The organism is Actinomadura roseirufa (assembly GCF_900659635.1).
GTDB lineage: Bacteria > Actinomycetota > Actinomycetes > Streptosporangiales > Streptosporangiaceae > Spirillospora > Spirillospora roseirufa.
In genome coordinates this window covers 37144-60059 of record NZ_CAACVB010000011.1, presented here as the reverse complement: position 1 = coordinate 60059, position 22916 = coordinate 37144, and the positions used below count along the sequence as shown (strand labels likewise).

The following is a 22916-nucleotide window of genomic DNA, read 5'->3' as shown; positions in this document are numbered from 1 at the left end:
CTGTGGGTCTCGAAATACCGGACTCCGTCAAATGGCTGTCGTGGATCGTCGGTTCCGACTGGCCCGAGGGCGACGAGACGGCGATGCGCCGCTGCGCCGACGCGTGGCGGGACGCGGGCACCGGCGTCAACGAGCTGATCGGCGACCTGCGCGGCAACGCGGCGGACGTCCTCGGCGTCCTGGACAGCGGCGCCGCCGACAGGTTCCGGCAGAACATCGACAAATGGATCGACGCCGACCCAAGGATGCTGCCCAAGCTCGCCGAGGCGTGCGGGGAGCTCGCGGAGACCCTCGACGGCGGCGCGCTCGACATCGAGTACGCCAAGCTCATGTTCATCGCCCTGCTGATCGTGACGGCGGTCGAGATCGCCTGGCTGATCGCGGCGGCGTTCGCGACCTTCGGCGCGTCGACGGCGGGCATCCCGGCCGTGGAGGCGAGCGCGCAGGTCACCGCCCGGATGATTTTCAGGAGCCTGGTGGAGAGGCTCGGCCGGCGCTTCATGGGCTCGGTCCTGCGCGGTGCGGCCTTCGGGGCGTTGCAGGGCGGCGGGCTCGACCTGGTCGTCCAGAGCGTCCAGATCGCGCAGGGCAACCGCGACGGCGTCGACTGGACGAAGACCGGCGCGGCGACCTTCGACGGCGCGCTCGGCGGCGCCTTCTCCGGCGGCGTGGGCCACGGTCTCGGCAAGATTCCCGGGGTCGGCGGCCCGGCGGACACCGCGCTCGGCAGCCTGCTCAAGGGCATGGCCCGCGAGGGCACGTCCGAGGCGATCGGCGGCGCGGGCAGCACGGTCGCGACCGCCGCGATCCACGGCGACCCGCTGACCTGGGACGCCATCGCCAAGGGCGCCACGTCCGGCGCGTTCGGCGGCGCCGTCGGCGGCGGCAAGGGCGGCCTTCAGGAGTTCGGTGCCCCGCACCCGGGCGGCGATCCCGGTGCGCCTCCGCCGTCCACCGGCGACCCGGCTCCGGCAAGCCCGACGATCACCCCGGTGTCGGACGGCGGCGGTCCGTCCTCCGGCGGAGGCGGAAGCACCCCCGCGAGCGGCGGCGAGCCCGGCGGCTCGCATGGCGGCGGCAGCGGAGAAGGCGGCGGTGCGGGCGGTGCGCACAGCGGCAGCGGAGAGGGCGGTACCTACACGACCGGCGGCGACTCAGGCGGTTCACACGGCGGCAGCGAAGGCGGCACTCACGGCGGGGGCGGGTCCTCCGGCGGCGCGGGCGGCGGTTCGCACAGCGGGGGCGGCGCCCGCGGCGGAGGCGAGTCCGCCCCGATGAACCACGGCGGCGGTTCGGACGGCGGCGTGAACCGCATCGCGGCCCTCCTCGGCGACGGGGGCGGGACGAATCACGGCCCGTCCCTGGCCTCCGCGACCCCCGATGGCTCCTCGACGCCGCCCGGCGGCAGCCTCGGCGGCGACCTGTCGGCCTACGGCGGCGCGCCTTCCGTGACCCCCGGTTCCGACGGCGGCACACCCGCTTCCACGCCGTCGAGCGGCGCCCCGTCCAGCGGGGCATCCCTCATCGGCGGCGCGCTCATGGGCGGTGCCGCTTCTGCAGGTGGCGCGCCTCTCGCCGGAGGCGCTCCGGCCTCCCCGGGTTCGTCCGGCGCGGCCCCCACAGGCGGCGCGCTCATGGGCGGCGGCCCTCCTGCGAGCGGCGCGTCCCCCACCGGAGGCGCTCCGGTCTCCGCCGCCTCGTCCGGCGGCTCCACACCGAGCCCATCGGGCGGCGGACGCGGCGGCCCGTCCGGCACGAGCGGCCCCACACCGGGCGGCCCCACGACTCCCGGCTCCGGTTCCACGCCGAGTTCGGGTGCCGGGGCCACCCCCAACTCGGGCCCCACCTCCAGCGGACGCGGCGGCGGGACCACCATCACGACCGGCGGCGAGTCCTCGAACAGCCGACACGCGGACGGCACGGCCGCCGACGCCCCGGATGCCTTGGCCCACCCGGAGCCCGAGGCCGCAGGCGCCCAGCCGGGGATCGTCGCGCCCGTCCCGCTGCCGATGGGCCCGTCGGGCGGACCTTCCGGGGCCGTCCCGCACCCGGGCGCCACCCCGTCCTCCGGCACGACACGCAGGCCACCGGAGGGTACGAGCACGGCACCGAAACCGCCCGACCTGGCGTCCCGAGAGAACATCCCGTCGGACGGGACGCGTACCCCAGGCGAGCGCACGGACGCCCGGCCCGAGCCCTCGCCCGAGCAGCCGAACACACCGCCCGACCCGAACGGCGTCCAACCCACCAACGAGCCCGGCCACTTCGGGGAGGACCCGGGCACGCCTGCGGATCCCACACCGGACACCGCCGACCCGACACGGACGGCGGATGACGAAGGCGCACCGGACCACGCCGACCAGCAGCCGCGTCCCGGTGAGCCGGAGAACCCCGCGCCTGACCCGGCGGCAACGGACGACTCGGGCACCCCCACGTCCGACGACCGCCCCCGCACACCGGGCGAGGAAACCCCGCGCGCACAGGACGACGGGCAACCGCGAAAGCCGGAAGACCAGCGGACGCACACCCCCGGCGAGGACCAGCCCCGCACGCCCGACGACGGGCGACCGCGCACGCCTGACGAAGAACGGCCGCGCACGCTCGAGGAGAGCGACCGGGACGCTCGGCCACGGGACGACGACCGGCCCCGTGGTGAGGGCGATCCCGAAACGGCCCGTGACCGGTCGGGCGACGACGGGTCGGCGATGCCGCGCGGGGACGTGCCGCCAAATCTGCCAGGCCCCCTGCACGAGGTCTGGCGCGGCAGCCAGGAGACTCCCTCGGGGCGTACCTTCCTCGATCCCGGCGACCCTCGGCGGGGTGGCGCCCGCCACATCGCCCCCGACCCCCGCCGGTTCATGGTCAGCGGGAACGGGGATCACGGCGGCCTGATCGTGAACGGCCGCCGGCTGAGCGTCAGCGAGGTCGCCGACCTCGTCCGCAACGACCCCGGCTGGGACGGCCGTGACGTCCTGATGCTCTCCGACCGCATCGGTCAAGGTGACGTCCCGGCCCGGCTCGCGCAGGAGCTCGGCGTCCGCGTCATCGCACCGACCGGGCACATCGGGATCGATGGGAACGGGCGGATCGGGTCGAGCGGCTGGGCGACGCACGATCCGGCACCCGTTCCGCCGGCAGGCGGTCCGGTGCCCACCCCCGTCCACCCGGCGGCCGGGCAGAGCCTCCCGGCGCACGATCCGCGTCCAGGCCATGTGGACCCGGACGGTGTGCGCCGTTTTGACACCGACTCAGATGGGGCCGCGTACGGCGAGAACCATCTGGCTCACGTCTACAACAACCTGCCCCCGGAACTGCAGAACGCGCTCAGGTGGTACACGCGGCAGTCAATGCCCAACCTGTATCTGCGTCCGGGCGCGGACCTCGCGGGTAACCTGCAGCACCTGACGGACGAGCACTCGCGCCTTTGGCACATGGTGCAGCTCAACGACAAGAAGGTCCCGAGCCTCGCGGACGTGGAACGCATGGCGGCGCGGCCGGACCTCCAGCCGCATCAGCGCGACATCGTGAACCAGGTGCTGCACTCCCCCGACCCGGGGCGCCGGCTCAGCGAGATGGTGAGCGCCGCGAGGCACCGGCGTTTCCTGCGCGGCTACTTCGGCGAGCAGCCGACCGTCGAGGCCTTCAACCGCCGGATCGGCGAGCTGGACCGGGCTCTGGGCCAGCCGCTCCCGGAGGCCGTCCAGGCCACGCGCGGGTTGCACGACATCGACTTCCTGCGCGCCCTCGACGGCGGCGCGCTCGCCGGACGGGATCCGTCCTGGCTGGTCGGCACCACGCAGACGGAACCGGGCTACATGTCGACGTCCCTCGGCGAGAACCCGGCCGTCGTCGACAACAACCCGTTCGAGTACCGCATTCGCATCAACCTCCCGGAAGGCGCGCACGGCGTCTGGATGGGGACCAACAGCATTTACCCGGACCAGCGGGAACTGGTCCTGCCACGCGGAACCCGGTACCAGATCACCAATGTCGTGCAAACGGGCTTCGACAGTCTCGGACGCGCGACCTGGGACATCCACGCCACCGTCCTCCCGCCCGGCTCTCCTGGCACTCCGGGTACAGGCGCGGGGACGACCTCACACGCAGGCCCATCCCCACACCCCGCTTACACGTCACCGGCAACGCCCCACGGCACGGGCCCGGTCCCCAACAACCCCTACGCCACGCCGACAGCCCCGGCTCCGAACCCCATAGCCGGAGCCCCAGCCCCAGGCATCCCTGGCACCCCCTCACCGGCGACCGCGCCCCACACACCGACGACCGGAGCCCCAAGCCCCGGCCCCGCACCCCACACACCCACCACAAGCCCACCAAACAGCACCCCGAACACACCCGCGCCCGGCGTCGGCCCAGCACCCCACGCACCCACCACCGGCACGCCATCCCCGAGCACCACTCCCCATACGACCGGAGCCCCAAACCCCGGCACCGCAGCCCACACACCTGCGGCGGGCGTGCCGGGCAGCCCCTCGCACACGCCCACATCTGGCGCCCCAAACACGCCCCACGGAACCGCGCCCAACCCCCCGAACCCCACCCCGGCACCCCATGCACCCGCGACCGGCGCGTCCTCCCCAAGTGCCGCGCCTCACACGCCTTCAGCGGGCGTGCCGGGTGGTGCCTCGCACGCACCCATGCCCGGTGCTCCAAGTGCGCACCACGTACCCGCGACCAACAGCCCCACCCCGCACACGCCGCCTCATGTACCTGGGGTCGCGCCCCACACTCCGGCCAGCGGCGCACCCGGTGCGGGCCCTGGGCCTCACGTGCCCTTGGCCGGAGCCCCAGGTACGGAAACGGCACCGCATGTGCCGGGTGCGGCTCCGCATCACCCGGCGTCCAACCCTCCAGCGACCCCGCACGACTCAGGGCCCGTCCCGCACAACCCGTACGCGACGTCGCCCGGGGCAGGGACGCCGCCGCACCGGCCGCCCTCGACCCCCCACCATCCCGCCGGAGGGACCTCCGACCCCGGCGCCGCACCACATCACCCCGCGTTCAACCCTCCGACTCCGCACGGCGCGGGTCCCGTGCCCCACAATCCGTATGCGACGCCGCCAGGCGCGGGTACCGCGCCGCACCATCCAGGGGCCACGCCGGACGCGCCGGGCACACGTCCTCATACGCCTGCCGCCCCAAGCCCCGGCGCGGCGCCCAACGTGCCGTTCACCACCGGGCCCGTTCGCCCCGAGACGACGCCGTCCGCCCCTGGAGCGCCACCGACGCACCTCGCCCACGACCCGGCGGCCCCTCCGCACGGCGCGCCGGTCGCGGACGGTCCCTCCGGAGCGCCTCGGCCCGGCGGCGCTGGTCTCGCCACGACGCCGCACGGGGCGTGGAGCGCGCCGCTCCATCCCGGTCCCACTCCGCCGGGCGGGGCGGGGGCGCCGCACACCAACGCGCCCGGCACGAACGCCCCCGGTGGTACCACGCATCGGAGGAGCGGCCCGTTCTTCGAGGCGCCCCACCAGACGTCCGGGACGCCCCGTCCCGACCATGGGCATGACGGCGGGGCACTGGCGCACGGCGTGCCCGCCGGTCTTCCCGAGCACCTGCACGACCTGTACCGCCTCAGCGAGCGCACGCCCGGCGGGATGTCGCTGTACGGCGAGGACGACGCGCCGATGCGGGACCTGGCGCGGCGCGTTCCGGCCGATCCGCACCGGTTCATCCTCGACGCGCACGGCGGGCCGGACGGCCTGCTCGCCGGCGGGCGGCCGCTGAGCGTCGACGACGTCGCCGAGCTGGTCCGCCACGACCCGACGTGGGACGGGCGGGAGGTGCTGCTGCTGTCGTGCCGCACCGGTGAGGGCGATTTCGCGGCGCAACTCTCCCAGCGGCTCGGCGTTCCGGTCACGGCGCCGACCGGGCGTGCCTGGTCCGACGGCGACGGCAACGTGTACGCCTCGTCCGGCCGCCCCGGGCCGGACGGGCGGGAGCGGCCGACGATCCCGCCGGACGGCACCTGGCACACGTACCACCCGGACGGCACCAGGACCCCCGCCGGGCAGGACGGGTACGCGCCCGGCCACGAAAGCACCCGGGACGACCCGGACGCGCCGCGAGCCGGTGCCGGGCACGCGGCGCCGCGCGGTCCCGATCCGGACGCCGATCCGCTGCCGGGCGAGGTCCGCGACGGGTTCCGGCGCTTCGCCACCAACGGCGAGGGCTCGAATTACGGGGAGAACCATCTCGGCCGGGTCTTCCATGATCTTCCGCCCGAGCAGCGGCGGGCGATCCTGGAATACACCCGCCATTCCTGGCCTTACAACGATCTCCTGCGCCCGGACGGCACCCTTGACATGGCGCAGGTGCGGCAGCGTCTCGCCGAATGGCATGACAGCGTGTACCCCGGCTGGTCGCTCTATGAGCTGACCGGCGGGCGCGTTCCGACCCTCGACGACATCTACGACGCCATCGGACGGGACGATCTGACCCCCGACCAGGAGCGGCTGATCACCGAGATCATGGACGACGCCGACCCGGGGGCCGCGCTCGACTACCACGTCCGGGAGGGGGCCGGCGACCGAGGGTTGATCACGGCGTCGTTCGGGCACTGGCCGACGCCCGAGGAGTTCGCGGAGCGGGTACGGCTCATGGACGCCGCCCTGGACCAGCCGCTTCCCGAGCCGATCGAGGTGCAGCGGGGGCTCCAGGACGTGAACTTCCTGCCGGGCTTCGACCCGGACAACCCGGACGGCCTGCTCGGGGCGCGCTGGACGGAGCCGGGCTTCACCTCGGCCGCGCTCGGCCGCGTCCCGCCCGAGCTCAACGGAATGCGGCCGCCCGTCTACCTCCATCTGGAGGTGCCGGCCGGGATTCGCGCGCTGTGGATGGGCACCGAAAGTGTTTATCCGACACAGCGTGAACTCGTGCTGGCGCGATTCCTCACTTATGAGATCACCGACGTCCGGCAGTTCGGTACCGCACTTCACCTTTACGCCCGAGCCATTCCTCCGGGCGACTGACCCGCTGTGGATATGATGGAAGCCATGACAGATCGCGGAGCCTCGGCCGGCTCCTATGCCCGCGATACCGACCAGCCCGTCCGGTATTACCCGATCACGCTGCGCGGGGAGACGGTCGGTTACCTGTGGGCGTCGGTGACCGACGACGCCGCGAGCTGCCTGCGGCGGCTGGCGAAGAAGGACGAGAGCCTGCGCGCCTACCGGGTGTGGGACGGGCGGCTGCGGGCGGCGAAGGCGCGGGGGCTGCGCCCGCTGGAGGCGCTGCGGCAGTGGGCGGGCGCGCCGGAGGAGGACGGTCCGGGGCGGCTCGACGACGGCGCGGGCGAACGGGAGGCCGCCGGTCTCGCGGAACTGCGCGAGATCGCCAATCCGGGTCATGCCGGTCCGCTCGATGAGCGGCGGCGCCGGAGCCGGTCGTCCGCCGTGCGGCGCGGGGAGCGTCCGCCGGTACCGGCGGGGCCCGGCCCCGGCGACTATCCGATGACGGCGGAGGGCGCGGTCCGTTACGTCCCCGTCAGCAAGGGCGGTGTGGTGCTCGGCTACCTGTGGGCGTCCGCTGCCGGTGACGCGGCGTCCTACGTCATCCGGCGGGCGGCGGGCGACGCCGGGTTCGACTCGGCGGTCCCCTGGCGGCGGGCGCTGCGCGCGGCCCGGGAGTCGGGGCTGACTCCACTGGAGGCGCTGGAGCGGGCGATCGGCACGCCGGAGGACGAGCGGGGCGGCGGCGTTCCGGCGGGCACGCCGGTCTCCGAGGCCCCCGGCCTGGCCGTCCTGCGGGACCTCGCCGCTCAGTGACCAGTGTCCGCCGCGCACCGGGCCAGGCTCGCCAAACCCGGAGCCAGACCCCGGTGACCTGCAGCGCAATAGACTTTCAGGGACAGGAGGATCACCAGCGATGACCCAGCCCTCCGCAGGTTCTCACGTCCCACGGCAGGAGCCCCACGCGCCGCGAAGCGGGTTCGTCCAGCGGATGAGGCAGGGCCTCGTTCAGGTCACAGGCGACCCACGGTCGTGGCCGGGCGCGGTCGGACACAGCGGGCCGGTGGTCCGGGGCAGGCCCGCAGCCGCCCGGCGCACGATCCGCGGCGGGGCCATGTGTACCCGGACGGCGTGCGCCCTTTCGACACCGACTCCGCATTCGTCCGGATCCTGAGGACATCATGAACGCCAACGGTCAGCACGGTTCCGGCGTCCCGGCGTCCCCCGGTCTTCCGGCGGCGCCGGAGAACGCCGACATCCCCTTCTCCGAGAGCGCTCCCCAGCGCGGCTACGACTCGGCGACCAGGAAGCCGGTCATCTATCTTCCGGTCGTCCTCGGCGGCGAGCCGATCGGTTACCTGTGGGCGGCCGTCACCGACCACGCCGCGGGCTTCGTCCGGCGCGCCGAGGCCCTGGAGCGGGCGTTCCGCGCCCCCATGGTCTGGGACGCGCGTCTCGACGAGGCGCACGAGCGGGGCGTCCCGGCCAGGGACGCCGTCCGCCGCTGGATCGGCGCCCCCGAGGACCCCGAGGCCGGAGCGATCCCGGCGGGCACCACCGAGCGGGAGGCCGCCGCGCTCGCCGAGGTCGATCTGCTGGCGAACCCGGACCTGCCGCCACCGGCCGGTCCGCTCGTCCAGGACGGCGAGTTCCCCGACGGCACCCCGGTGGACCGGGCGAAGGGCTGGGGGCCGCTGACCCTCTCGGTACCGCCGTCCTACGCGTCCGAAGCTCGTGGCCCGGTCCGCTATCTGACGGTCGTCCGGGACGGTGTCGTCCTCGGCTACCTGTGGGCTTCCCTAACCGGCGACGGGGCGTCCTACCTGGAGCGCCAGGACGCGGGCCTGGCGGGCGTCAACGCCGGTGTGCCGCTGATCCTCAAGCTGCGCGAGTCCTACGAGGCCGGGCTGCCCCCGCTCGACGCGATCCGCCGCTGCGAGGGCGGCCCCGTGGGCGTCGACGCCGAGGAGCGGGAGGCGGCGAGCCTCGGTGACCTCCGCGCGCTCGCCGCCGAGCACACCCAGTCGCTGCGCCTGACCTTCCCCCCGGTCGGCCCGGACGGCGCCGTCCCCGGCGGGCGGCCGCTGGTCCCGGAGGTGGAACGCGACGCCGTCCAGCGCTATCTGGAGGAGGCCCCCGTCGTCTACGAGGGCTCCGGCCCCGCCGCCGACCTCCGCGACCCCGGTCACGCCGCGGGCGTCCCGACCGAGTACCGCACCGACGGGACGTGGGTGTGGCCCGGCGGCGTCCCCTACTACCTGCGCGTTCACGGCGTGCCCCCGGAGGCGGACCTCCTCGCGCACATCCGCGCCAACGACCACCGGCTTCCCCCGCTGGGCGAACCCGACCTCGCCGCCGCCGTCCGCACCCTCGAATGGAACGGCATCCTCACCCCGCCGCCGGAATGAGTTACGGCCGTTCGGCCTTGAAGGACCGGTCGGCGCGCCACGAAGACCGGGGTGACCGCAAGCGCTTGACCCGCCCCCGGTCAAGCCCGCTCAGCCGTCCGACGCCCGCTCGGCGCGCCGACGCCGCAGGGCGCGGAACGCCTCGTAGGCGTTGAGGACCCTCTCCCCACCCTGCCGCATCTCGAACCGGACGCCGTCGTCCCCCTCGTAGGGCTGTCTATGGTCGAAGCCGCCGACGTAGATCTCACCGGGGACGCGCTCGGGGAACGCGTCGCAGTAGGGGATCCACGCTCCGGCCGACGTCAGCGCCTCGGGGTCGGCGCGCTGCCGCAGCCGCGCGCAGGCGTCACAGATGCTCGGACCTCTGCGCATGGTCGGCGTCCTTCCTGGTGTTCGTCCCGGCTCCGCGAGCGGACCGGTCTCCGAGATCTCGGGGTGTTCAATTTCTGTTCACCTGAACCCGGACTTCGGACGGACCGAATGGGTTGCGGCAGAGCAGACAAAGATCATATAAAGATCATTCCCTGTCCGTGATCGTGCACCGTCGCGGGCCCGGCCGACCAGAGGGGTCCTCGTGCACGCTGAGTGGCAGGCGCATATCGACGAGCGCCTGAAGGCCTATCACGAGGTGCGCGAGCGAATCCAGGACATGCAGGCCCGGCTTGAGACGACCGAGGCGGCGGCGGAGGCCGCCGACGGCCTGGTGAAGGTGACGGTCGACCGGCAGGGACGGCTGACCAACCTCGAACTCGACCCCCGGGTGTTCCGCAAGCTCGGCTCCGAGGAGCTCGCCGAAGCGATCATGACGGCGTCGAAGAACGCGTCCGGGCAGGTCGCCGAGCAGGTGCGCGCCGCGATGCGGGACCTGGTACCGGAGGGCACCGCCGAGACGGGCTTCGACCTCGGCAAGCTGCTGCCCGAACGGCCGGACGACATCGACGCCGTCCGCGAGCGCCTCGGGGTCCTGCCGCGATGACGGGCGGCGGCTATGTGAGGGTCAACACCGAGAGCCTCAGACGGGCGGGCGAGGGCTTCCACGACCGCGCCGTCGCGCTCGACGGGATCCTGCAGCGGCTCAACGCCGCGCTCGCCTCCGAGGGCGACTGCTGGGGCGACGACACGGTCGGCAAGCGGTTCGAGGAGAACTACATCGAGCCGCGCGACTCCACCCTGAAGATGTTCGGCAAGCTCGTCAAGGGGCTCGACGGCATCAAGGCGCGCGTGGACCAGATGGCCCAGAACTACCAGGTGGCCGAGGAAGCCTCCAGGCCGAAGTGAGCTGAGCCGTGGGTCTAGAGATACCGGACTCCGTCAAGTGGCTGGGGTGGGTCGTCGGTTCCGACTGGCCCGTGGGCGACGAGACGGCGATGCGCCGCGCCGCCCGCTTCTGGCTGGACGCGGCCACGGCCATCTACGAGCTGATCGATGACATGGCCGACAACGTCGGGGACGTCCTCAGCGCCCTGGACAGCGGGGCCGCGGACGAGTTCCGGCAGTACGTCGCGCAGTGGATCGACGACGACCCGCGGATGCTGGCCACGCTCGCCGAGATGTGCGAGGCGAACGGCGCGAACCTCAAGGACGGCGGGAACAGCGTCGAGTACGCCAAGTATCAGTGGATCTTGATGCTGATCCAGCTGGCGATCGATATCGCCATCCTGATAGCGCTGGCGTACGTGACCCTGGGCTCGTCCATGGCGGGCATCCCGCTCCTGGAGGCGGGCGCGCAGATCAGCTCGCGGAGCATTCTCCAAGACCTGCTGATGAGGCTCGGCGAGAACCTCTTCGGTTCGATGATGCGGGGCATGGTTTTCGGCGTTCTGCAGGGCGGTGGATTCGACATCCTCGCGCAGGGTGTCCAGATCGTGCGGGGGGACCGCGACGGCCTCGACCTGGAGATGACCGGCACGGCCATCGTCGACGCCGCGATCGGCGGCGCCCTCACCGGCGCGGCCGCCCACGTCCTCGAAAAGATCCCCGGTGTGGAGGGCGCCACCGCGAGCGCGGCCGGCAGCATGTTCAAGGGCATGGCGCGCGAGGCCGCGTCCGAGACGGTCGGCGGTCTGGCCGGCACCGTCGCGAGCGCCGTGATGCACGGCGACGAACTGGACGTGGACGACCTCGCCAAGGGCGCCGTCTCCGGCGCGGTCGGCGGCGCGGCGGGCGGCGGCAAGAGCGGTCTCCAGGAGTACAAGGCCCTCCCCCCGGGCGGCGAGTCCGGCTTGCCCACCGGTGACCCGACCACGGTCACGACGGTCACCCCGGTGTCGGACGACGACGTCTCGTCCCCGGAGGGCGCAGGCGCCCACGCCTCCGGCGACGGCTCGGGCGGCTCGCACAACGGCGCGAACACGGCAGGTGGCGGCACCCACAGCGGGAGCAACGGCACCGGCGGAGGCAACGGCGTCTCCTCCCCGAACACCAGCGCGCAAGGCGGCGGCCAGAGCGGCGGCGCCCACGCCGGCGGCGCGCAAGGCGGCGGCTCTCAGAACAGTGGCTCTCAGAACAGTGGCTCTCAAAGCGGTGGGGGCGGCGAGTCCACGCCGCGAATCCTCACCGGCGGGACGGAAGGCGGCGGCAACCGCGTCGCCACGCTCCTCGGCGACGGCGGTGGAACGAGCCATGCCCCGTCCTTGGCGTCCACGGCCCCCGAGGGCTCGTCCGCGCCGTCGGGCGGCAACCTCGGTGCGAACCCGGCGGCCTACGGCGGTTCGCCCTCGTCCTCCGGCTCCGACGGCGGCTCTCCCAACTCCTCGACGTCCACGAGTGCGCCGGCGGCAAGCGCGCCTTCGGCCAGTGCCCCCGCGAGCAGCCCCATACCGTCCGGTCCGGGCCCCACCACCGGCACCCCCATGAGCGGCGCCCCGGTGGGCGGCGCTCCCAGCGCGGGCAGCACCCCCTCCTCGGCCGGCTCATCCGGTGGTGCGCCGACCCCAAGCTCAGCGACCAGCGGCCCCACACCCAGCGGCTCGTCCGGCGCTCCCTCTTCAAGCGGCTCCTCGACCCCGGCTTCCGGCTCGCCGTCCAGTTCCGGTTCGACCCCTGCTTCCGGCTCGCCCTCCAGTTCCGGCTCGACCCCAGGTTCCGGTTCGAGCACGGGCGCCGGGAACCGCAGCGGCGGTACCTCGACGGTGGCGAGCGGCGAGGCCCCGGAGCTTCGTCACCCCGATGACTCGCCCGCCGTCCCCTCGGACGTCCTGACCAATGTGGCGCCGGGCATGGTGCCGAACGCCGACCCGGGCTTCGTCCCGCCCATCCCCGTGCCGGTGAACCCGATGTACACCGGCGGCGCCGCTCCGCCCTCAGGGTCGGGTACGCCGGGCGGCCGCCCGCCTGCGTCGTCCTCCACCGGACGGCCCGAGCCGTCCCGCACGCGGGAAGACGCCCGGAGCCCCCTCACCCAGGAATCGCTGGGCCTTGCCGCCCGGAGGACGATCCCGGCCGACCCGCCCCCGTCCGACCGCCTCGCTCCCCCAGACGACCGCCTCGCACCTCCGGACGACCGGGCGGAGCCCCCGGCCGGCCGTCCGGACGACCCGGCCGAGCGGACCACCGCCGAACCCGTCCGCGAGGCCGGCCTCTTCGAGGGCGACCCGGGCCTCGCCCCGATGGCGAACGTCGACGACCAGGGCCTCGTCGGCCGCCGGCACGACGGCACGCAGCAGGGCGAGGACGACGCGGCCGGGCAGCAGTCCGGCGAAGAGAGCGCCGCTCAGGACGACGACGCGGCCGGCGACATCGTGGAGGAGGCCGCGGCGGAGGCCGCGAGGGAGGCGACGGACGCCTCCGAGACCGAGGACGAGCTTCCCGAGGAGCTCGCGCAGGACCTCGCCGCCGCCGAGCGCGAGATCCAGGAGATCCTCGCGGGTCTGGGGGACGACGCGCCCGCCGTCGACTTCACGTCCCACCCGATCGCCCCGGACGCCGTGCGCGGAGTCGGCGAGGCCGCCCGGGAGCTCGCGGCGGACTATCCCGCGACGATGCGACAGCTCGGCCGCATCGGCTCCGTGCCCGACGCGGAATTCCGCCGCCTGCTCGACACCGACGACAACGGGGTCATCGCGGGGGCCGTGCACGTCGGCGACGAAGCCGGCGTCTACCTCAACGCGGACGCCTTCGCCGACGCCGCCCAACGCGCCGACCTCGCCGAGCTCGAACAGAGCACCGGCTACATCGTCCCCGGCGGCTCGTCCCCCGAAGGCGTCTTCACCCACGAGTTCGGCCACCAGCTGGGCTTCCAACTGCTGGACGACCCGCAGGCGGTGCGCGAGCTCAACCAGGCCGTCTCCGAGGTCCTCGGCATCCCCTACGACGCCACGCAACAGCACGACCCCCGCACGAAGGTACTGATCGACGAGGCCCTGTCCTACTACGGGTCCAGCCATCCGCACGAAATGCTGGCGGAGGCGTTCACCGAGTACCGGCTCGCAGAGAACCCGCGCACGCTTGCCCAGGCCGTCGGCGGTCTCATGGACCGCTATTTCCACGTGGCCGAGAACGCCCCGACCCCCGCCGCCTCGACCGATTCCGCGCCGGACGGCCGGAGCGCCGCCGACCCCACTCCGGTGACAGGCGATCGAACCGGTACCGAACACCCGCACACCCCGGCCGAAGCACAGGCATCCGCGCCCGAGGAGCCGGCGAACACACCAGAGAGCGAAGGGGAAACACCCCAGCCCGAGACGAGGTCTGAGGACACCTCTCCCCCGCTGGAAGAGGAAGCCCCTCGCACCCCCGAGGACGAACCGCGAGCAACGCCCGACGACGAGCCGCACGCACCGTCCGACGAGCGACCTCAGCGGACGCCGGAAGCCGAGTCCCAAGAACAGCCCGCCACACGCAGCCTGCGGCGCTCACCCGAAGCCGAACAACGCCCACCCACCGAGGACGGACGCCCTCCCCACCCCGACGACACCCGAACGCCCCCCGCGACACCACAGCACGGAACCCGCGCCCGGCCAGGCGACCCGCCCACTCCGGCGGAAGGCGGCACCAGGCCGACCGACACCACGCCCGTGCGCGAAGAGCCGCGCGGCGAGCATCCGGCCCCAAAGACGGACGAAGCCTCGCCCACGGCCCCGGACGCACCCAGTCCCGAACACCAGTCGGCGGACACCGTCCCCGAGGGCCTGCCGTCGCACCTGCACGAGGCTTGGCGCACCAGCGAGGCGACCCCCCACGGGCGCTCTTTCTACGACCCGGCCGACCAGGCGGGGCGGGAGAGAGCGCACAGGTTCGACGACCCCGACTACGTCGTCTACGCGAATGGAGACGCCGACGGCATCGTGGTGGGCGGGCAACGGCTCAGCGCCGCCGATCTCGCGACCATCATCCGCACCGACCCCAACTGGGGGGACCGTCCGGTCCGGTTGCACTCCGACAATGCGGGCGCAGGGCAGTTCGCCGACGACCTCGCCCAACATCTCGGCGCCCGTGTCCTGGCCCCGAGGAGTTCCCTCCGGTTCAGGGAAGGGGGCCGGAGGGTTCTCGCCAAGGGGTGGATCGAACACGAGGCGCGGAGCCCTGTCCCGCCGGGGCTCCCCACTGAGCTGCACCGCGTCTTCGAGCTCAGTTACCGCACCCCCAGCGGACGCGCGTTCTTCTCGCCGGACGAGGGCGTGTTGCGCCTCAAGAGCAGGCGCATCTCGGTCGGCCCCACCGTCTTCGTGATCGACGGCCACGGCGTCCCGTCGGGTCTGCTGGGCGGCGGACGAATCCTCACCAACGACCAAGGCGTCCCGTCGGCCCCGGCGGAAGGGGGGCGGATCCTCGGCGTCGACGAGCTCGCCATCCTCATCGAACATGACCCCGCCTGGGACGGCCGCCACGTGCTCATGGCCCCGTGCCTCACCGGCCAGGCCGACTACGCCGCCCGGCTCGCCGTGCGGCTCGGCGTGCCGGTGACCGCGGGAACCGACCTGGTATGGAGCGACAACACCGGCGCCACCTTCGTATCGTCCGGCTCGGCTGACAGCGGACCGACCCTCCCCGCGGACGGAGCGTGGAACACCCACTATCCGGACGGGACGGTCGTCCGCGCCGACGTTGACGGCTACCTGCCGAAGAACTTCGGGGACGACCCGGCCACCACTTCCACGCCGCCCCCGCCGGACAACGGCGAGGCGTCCGAAGTACCCACCGCGCCCCCTGGCGGGGAGGCCCCCGAGACGGCCGCGCCCCGGCCGGGCACCCCAGTCCCGGATGCGGACACCAATCCCCAAGACCCCCGCATCGGGTACGCCGCCGCCCACACACCCCCTCCCACCGACCCGCGCATCGCCTACGCCGCCGCCCACACACCCGCCCCCACCGACCCGCGCATCAACTGGAGGCGGCCGGACACCCCCGCGCCCACGACCGGCACGGGCACCCGCCCGAACGAGACGCAGTCCGGGGCCCGTCCGGAGACCCCCGCGACGCCACCGCACGGCACCGGCGTCCGGCCAGGCGACCCGCCCACACCGGCGGAAGGCGGCGCCAGACCGACCGACACCGCGACGACACCGTCCAGCGAGCGCACCGCCACCACGCCGGTGCGCGAAGAGACGCCCGGCGAACACCGGAACCCGCGGCAGGACGACGGGCCGGACGAGCCCGCGATGCGGGACCCGGCCCAGCGCGTCCCGGCCGACCGGTCTCCGGCCACGCCCACGACGACCGCCGCCACGCCACCACCCGCTGCACCGGACGCGCCCGTGCCGGACGGCGCGACGCCGCGTCCCACCCCGTCCACGCCACCCGTGATCGGAACAAGCGGATCACTCCCGGCCCCAGGGGCGCGCTCCGCCGACGACGCAACCGCCCATCCGTCCGGCTCGCACCCGCCTGCACCGGCCTTCGGGGGCGCCGCCGCGGACGCTCCGTCACCGGCGGCGCACCCGGACGGCGACGACTCGGCCACGACGGCCCAGCGCCCACCGAAGAGCCACCGGGAGGTGCGCTACACCGAACAAGCGACCGACGGCTCCCGCCTCGTACCCGCACTGCCGGATAGATTGCGCCCTTTCTGGGACAACAGCCGCTCAGGGGTTTCGGGACGACGCTTCGCCGGCCGGGACTGGGACCTCGACGACCGCACCGCGAGGCTCAGGCACGACCCCGACCGGTTCGTGGTGGTCGCCCACGGCCTTTCGGACACGGTACTGATCGACCGGCATCGCCTCAGCCCCGAAGACTTCGCCGTGCTCGTCGCCCAGGACGAGAGGTGGCACGGCCAAGAGATCCTGCTGGTGTCGTGCTACACCGGCGAGGCCGACTACGCCGCGCACCTGTCCCGGCTCCTCAACGCCCCCGTCACGGCACCGGCCGCTGTGGCATGGACCGACCTCCATGGCAACGTCTTCGCGTCGTCAACGACGAGAGACCGATTCGGAGAGAAGATCCCCGTCCTTCCTCCGGACAGCGTCTGGTACATCTACTACCCGGACGGCACGAGAGTCCTGTGCGACACCGCCGGCTACGCCCCCGGGCAACCGCGCGGCGCGTACGGCGAGGCCAACCCACCCGAACTCGCCGAACCGCGCGCCCGGGCGGAGGCCCCGGAAACTCGTCCGCCCACGCCCCGCCCACAACCCGAACAAACCGCGCGATCGCCCTTCCCCGGAACACTCACGCCCGGGCCGCCCGGCCGACCCCCGGCAACGACCACCCCCGCGCCCACGACGCCGGACAGCCCACCCCGCCGGCCCGGCGAACAAGCCACGGACGCGCACGAAGCCGCGAAGCCCGACCGGCCCGAACGACACGGGCAGAGCAACGAACCTCACACCGGCACGCCCAGCGAGCCCGTGCCCACCCCCGACCTTTCAGGCGACGTCCCCGCGGGCCTGCCGCCCGAACTCCACCAGGTGTACCGCGCCAGCGTCGAAACACCCTCGGGACGGGCGTTCTATGACCCGGCCGACCCCCGCGCCGAGCACTCCCAGAACATCCCCGCCGACCCGCGCCACTACGTCGTCAGCCTGGACGGCACGCCTCGGGGGATGAGCGCCGGCGACCAGCGCGTCACCATCGCCGAACTCGCCGACCTCATCCGCAACGACCCCAACTCGCTCGACCACGACGGCAACCCTCGCCCGGTCCTGCTCAACTCCGGCCACACCGGCATCACCGGCGAAGCCCGCGCACTGGCACGAGAGCTCAACACGACCGTCACGGCGCCGGGCGCCCACGTCTGGACCGCTCCCGACGGAACGATCTACGCGTCCTCCGAGATCACCCACCCCGGCGGACGCAAGAGTCCCGTTCACCCGCCCAACGGCACCTGGCGCGCCTACACCCCCGACGGCCCCGCCCTCGGACTCCCGCAAAAAGCCGGCAAAGACGGGTACGCCCCCGGGCACCACCCCGACGAACGCACTCCCACCACCCAGCAGGACACCGACCCCAGAACAGCACCGCCTGGGTCGTCCGACCCACCCCCACCAGGGGCCACCTTCGCGTCCGCAGCACCGGACGGCCCACCCCAGCGACCGGGCGAACGAGCCACCGACACGCACGAATCCGCCGAGCCCGCTCCCGCCGCCGTCCCGCACGAGAGTCACCCCATGGGCGATCCGGGCACCTCGCCGGCCGGGGGTGACACCGGGCCGACGTCCCGAACCGCGGGTTCGCCACCGGCCCCGGAAACCGCGGGCACGACACCGTCCACGCCCCGGGAGACCACGGCGGGTGCGCCGCCCGCCTCCGGGAAGGCGGCACCGCCGGATCACGGCGGCACCCCCGCGCGGTCGCGCCCCGCCGACGACGCGCCCGCCCAGCTCTCCGGCTCGCGCCTGCCGACGCCGGCCCCCGTGTCCACCCCGGGCGCCCCCACTCAGGAGGCGCACCCGCGCGGCCACGGCCCGGACTCGTTCGTCCGGGCCGGTGAGAGCCGCGCCGGACGGCTGTGGAGGCAGCGCGACACCTCGGCCAGTACGCACGACAACGCCAGGGCGGGCGGCCCGGAGGACCACGTCCCCGCGAAACTGCCGCGCAAGCTGCGCCGCATCTACGACGAGAGCAGGAAAACGAACAGCGGACGCTGCTACGCGGCCCAGAACACCCGTCTCGGTGAACACGCGGAGGCGTTGGGGGGCCATGACGACTGGTACGCGGTGATCGCCGAAGGATCTCGGGACGGCATGTTCGTCGGCGGGCGTCTGCTCAGCCTTGACGAGACGGCCGAGCTCATCCTCCACGACCCGCGTTCCCGAGACGACCGAGACATCCTGCTGATTTCGGACCACGCGGCAGCGGGCGACTTCGCCCAGCGGCTGGCGGAGCGGCTCGGTACCCCCGTCCTGGCCCCGCGTGACACGGTCTGGATCGACGATGAGGGATACGTCTACACGACGTCGATGGATCCGGAATCGAAACCCACCCTTCCTCCGGACGCCCTCTGGTACCGGCACTTCCCGGACGGCACGAGAGTCGCGTGCGACACCCTCGGTCACGCCCCGGGGATCACGCCTTACAAGTACGCCGAACCTGACTCGGCGCAGGGCACGCCGCACCGGCCCAGCGAGAGAGCGACGGACACGCCCGACCTCGGCGATCGCGGCCGTCCCGAATCACCCGACCCTTCAGACCGCATGCCCGAGGGCCTGCCGCCCGAACTGCACGACGTCTACACCGCCAGCACCGCCACACCCTCCGGACGTTCGCTCGTCCACGGGGACGAGCGCCTGGGAAGGTTCGCTCCGCGCATCCCCGCCGATGAGCAGCGGTACGTGCTCGTGGGCCACGGCGGCGAACACGGCCTGATCGTCAATGGACGCTGGCTCACCGGCGACGACCTCGCGACCTTCATCCGCACCGACCCCGACTGGAACGGCCGCGGCGTCGTGCTGGTCACCAACGAGGGATCGGCGAGGTGGGCCCAAGACCTGTCCGACAGGCTCGGCGTGCCGGTGACCTCACCCGACGGCGTGGCCTGGATCGACCACGACGGAACGGTCTACTCGACATCGAGGAACCCCTCCTCGGCAGGGGGAGCCGGGCCCCGCATCCCACCGCGCGGCACCTGGACCACCCACACCCCGGGGCAGGAACCCCAAAAGGCAGGCCAGAACGGCTACGCGCCCGGACACCACCCGGAAGAACGCGCCCGCACCGCCCGACCGGACAAATGGGCCCGGGCACACGACGACATTCCCCGGACGGACGGCTCACGGCCCTACAGGGGGGAAACCGCGGCGCCGGTAAGACTGCCCAGCTCCCTCATGCCGCCGGCCCCCGGCGATTCCCCGGTGCCGGACGGCTCACCGCACCAGCCGAGCGGGGACCGTTCGCAAGGACCCACCGAACCCGAGCGTCACGAGCATGGACTGCGCTGGGTGAGGACGGCCTCTCCAGAGGAGAGCCACAAGAGCCTGCCGCCCGAGTTGCGCGCGATGTACGACGCCAGCATCACCACGCCCGCAGGCCGTGCGCTGCACAACCCGCAAGCCCTGTCCTTGATCCACTCGGCGCAGGCCGTGCACGCCGATCCGCGGGTCTTCGTGATCGACCTTCACGGCAATACGAACGGTGTCCTGATCGAGGTCAGCCGCGCCGAAGACGGTGCCACCGTCAGGAAGCAGCCCACCCCCGGGGAGTTCGCCCAACTCGTCCGGGCCTTCCCGGAATGGGACGGCCGCGCGATCCATCTGGTCTCGTGCAGAGTGGGGCACGCCGACTGGGCCCAGTCCCTGGCCAGGGAGCTCGGCGTGCCTGTGACGGCGGCGACCCGCGACACCTGGGCCGACCTCTCCGGGATCGTCTTGTCATCGCCCGGCGTTCGGGGCCCTGATGGCAAGCAGGTGGCCAGCTACCCCTACACCGGCGAGTGGATCACTTTCTACCCCGGCGAGAACGATTGGCCCGTCCCGGTGGGCAGGGAGGGCTACGCCCCCGGATACCACCCGGAGGAACGCGCCCGCCACGCCCAGCCGGGCACCATCCCCGGCGGCGGCACGCACCATGTCGACAGCGCGGTTCCCCGAGCGGGCAACCTGGAGCCCGGCCCAAGGGATGCCTCCCCGCAGGACGGCACGCTCCCGCGCGCAGTCGACGGCGAGCCGGCGCAACGTCCGCAGACCACGCACACCAAGAACACCGAGCCCGCTCCGGCAGCGGCGAGGACACACCCCGACGGCAACGAAGACCTGCCCGCGACCGGAGACACCCCGCCCGACAGCACACCCGCAGACACCACGCCCCGTCCCGCGCCCCCGCCTGAGGAAACCAGAGCGCAGGCACCACCGCCGGCAGACGGGCCCCCTCCGCCCGGAGCCGAGACCACCAACGATTCGGCCACCGGCCCCGAAGAGGGCCCACGACCGGCCAGGAACACGCAGGCCGACGAAGCCGAGCCCCAGAACGACCGGACAACGTCACCGGACCCGCACACCGACCAACACGAGCCGGACGCCCCGAACCATGAGCCGGACACGCCCACGCCCACGGCACCGGACGCGCCCGTGCCGGACGGCGCGACGCCGCGTCCCGCACCCGAGCCGGACGACGCGGTCGCCAGGCCGGGCGGCTCAGGGGACCGCGCCCCCACGAACCTGCCGGACGGTCTGCGCGGCATCTACGACCAGAGCTGGTCAACGGACTCCGGACGCAGCTACGCGGCGCCGGACAGCCGTCTCGGCTTCGACGCGGGGGCGGTGAAGAGCGATCCTGACTTCTACACGGTGATCGCCGACGGATCTCGGGACGGCATGATCGCCGGTGGGCGTCCGCTCAGCGTTGACGAGGCGGCCGAGCTCATCCTCCACGACCCGAAATACCGAGCCGGCCAAGACGTCCTGCTGATTTCGGACCACACTGGCGCGGGCGACTTCGCCCAGCGCCTGGCAGAGCGGCTCGGTACCCCCGTCCTTGCCCCGGGCGAGACGGTCTGGATCGAGGCGAGTGGATACTTCTTCACGACGTCGATGAGGACGAGATGGAAGGAGCCCACCTACCCCCTAGACGCCCTCTGGTACCGGCACTTGCCGGAAGGCACGAGAGTCGCCTACGACACCGCCCGTCTCACCCCGGGGATCGAGCCTTACGAGTACGCCGCTCCTCAGTCAGCAGACGGCACGCCGCACCAGCCGGGCAAGGGGACGGCGGGCCGCGACGATCGCGGCGGTCGCGAATCGCGCGCCCCTTGGGCCCACATCCCCGAGGACCTGCCGCCCGAACTGCACGACGTCTACACCGCCAGTACCGCCACGCGGTCCGGACGTTCGCTCATCCATCCGGAGGGACGCCTGGGAAGGTTCGCCCTACGCATCCCCGCCCATGAGCAGCGGTACGCGCTCGTGGGCCACGGCGGCGAACACGGCCTGATCGTCAATGGACGCTGGCTCACCGGCGACGACCTCGCGACCTTCATCCGCACCGACCCGCGCTGGGAGGGCCGCGAAGTCCTCCTGGTCACCGACGAGGGATCGGCGAAGTGGGCCCAAGACCTGTCCGACAGGCTCGGCGTGCCGGTGACCTCACCCGACGGCGTGGCCTGGATCGACCATGAGGGTGCGGTCTACTCGACGTCGAGGAACCCCGACTCGCCGGGAGGGGCGGAGCCCGACCTCCCACCGCGCGGCAGCTGGACCACCCACACCCCCGGGCAGGAACCCCAAAAGGCAGGCCAGAACGGCTACGCGCCCGGACATCACCCGGACGAGCGCGTCCCCGCCGCCCGGCGCTTCAGGCCGGACACTCCGACGCCGGTCAGAGCGCCCCGTTCCCTCATGCCGGCGGCCCCCGGCGATTCCCCGGTGCCGGACGGCTCACCGCACCGGCCGAGCGGGGACCGTTCGCAAGGACCCACCGAACCCGAGCGTCACGAGCACGGACTGCGCTGGGTGAGGACGGCCTCTCCAGAGGAGAGCTACAGGAGCCTGCCGCCCGAGTTGCGCGCGATGTACGACGCCAGCCTCGCTACACCGGCAGGGCGTTTGATGTACAAACCCGAAGAGGTACGCCATATCCGCATGACGCATGCGGTGCCCGCCGAAGCGGAAACGTTCGCGATCTTCGTACACGGCAACCGGAACGGTGCCGCCTTCAAGGGGGAGCAGCCCACCCCCGAGGCGTTCGCGCAACTCGTCCGGGCCTTCCCGGAATGGGGGGGCCGCCCAGTCCGGATGCACTCGTGCAAGGTGGCCGAGGCCGATTGGGCCCAGTCCCTGGCCAGGGAGCTCGGCGTGCCAGTGACGGCGCCGACCCTTTTCGCCGTCGTCACCACTTACGGGATTGAGTACTCAGCGGACGCCCATCGAGGACCTGATGGCGCGCATGTGATCGATCCCGGCCCGTACAAGGGCGAATGGGTCACCTACTACCCGGGCGAGAACGATTGGCCCGTCCCGGTGGGCTGGGAGGGCTACGCCCCCGGACACCACCCAATCGAACGCGCCCGCACCGCCCTGCCGGACACCATCCCCGGCGGCACGCACCCCATCGAGGTCGGTCGAGCGGGCAACCTGGAGCCCGCGACCGGAGGCACCACCCCGCCCGACAGCACGCCGGCGAACCCCGCCACGCCGCAGCCGGCGCCCTCGCCCGACGGAACCGCACCGCA

General features: G+C 73.2%; 7 protein-coding genes (1 of these 7 running past the window's edge). 6 read left to right on the top strand and 1 reads right to left on the bottom strand.

Annotated elements, in window-relative coordinates; all coding sequences use genetic code 11:
- Window positions 1–2 precede the first annotated feature (2 nt).
- From E1291_RS44505 to E1291_RS04370, 3 genes are all read left to right on the top strand, one after another.
- Window positions 3–6989, top strand: coding sequence for a DUF8616 domain-containing protein (locus E1291_RS44505; protein ID WP_131736236.1), 6987 nt, complete (start codon window positions 3–5; stop codon window positions 6987–6989).
- Between the two features lie 24 nt (window positions 6990–7013).
- The gene (locus E1291_RS04375) at window positions 7014–7784 is read left to right on the top strand and encodes a hypothetical protein (RefSeq protein ID WP_131736235.1); all 771 of its coding nucleotides are present in this window, start codon (window positions 7014–7016) and stop codon (window positions 7782–7784) included.
- Window positions 7785–8149: 365 nt separating this feature from the next.
- A complete protein-coding gene (locus E1291_RS04370) occupies window positions 8150–9376 on the top strand; it encodes a hypothetical protein (RefSeq protein ID WP_131736234.1) in 1227 nt (408 codons plus the stop codon).
- A 90-nt stretch (window positions 9377–9466) separates the two neighbouring features.
- Here the strand turns inward: E1291_RS04370 and E1291_RS04365 are convergent, their stop codons facing one another.
- A complete protein-coding gene (locus tag E1291_RS04365; RefSeq protein ID WP_131736233.1) occupies window positions 9467–9748 on the bottom strand; it encodes a hypothetical protein in 282 nt (93 codons plus the stop codon).
- A 202-nt stretch (window positions 9749–9950) separates the two neighbouring features.
- Between E1291_RS04365 and E1291_RS04360 the strand changes: the two genes are divergently transcribed.
- The 3 genes in view from E1291_RS04360 to E1291_RS04350 are tightly spaced (at most 8 nt apart) and all read left to right on the top strand, a layout consistent with a single transcriptional unit that may run on beyond the window.
- Entirely contained in the window at window positions 9951–10352 is a 402-nt protein-coding gene (locus E1291_RS04360) for a YbaB/EbfC family nucleoid-associated protein (protein WP_131736232.1), read from the top strand.
- Window positions 10349–10654 (top strand): WXG100 family type VII secretion target, encoded by a 306-nt coding sequence (locus E1291_RS04355; protein WP_131736231.1) that lies wholly within the window; start codon window positions 10349–10351, stop codon window positions 10652–10654. The genes E1291_RS04360 and E1291_RS04355 overlap by 4 nt, the downstream gene beginning before the upstream one ends.
- 8 nt (window positions 10655–10662) lie before the next feature.
- Window positions 10663–22916 carry the 5' end (the start) of a DUF8616 domain-containing protein gene (locus E1291_RS04350; RefSeq protein WP_131736230.1) on the top strand. Its footprint extends 17710 nt past the window's final position, so only the first 12254 of its 29964 coding nucleotides appear in the window; its start codon is at window positions 10663–10665; its stop codon lies beyond the right edge, outside the window.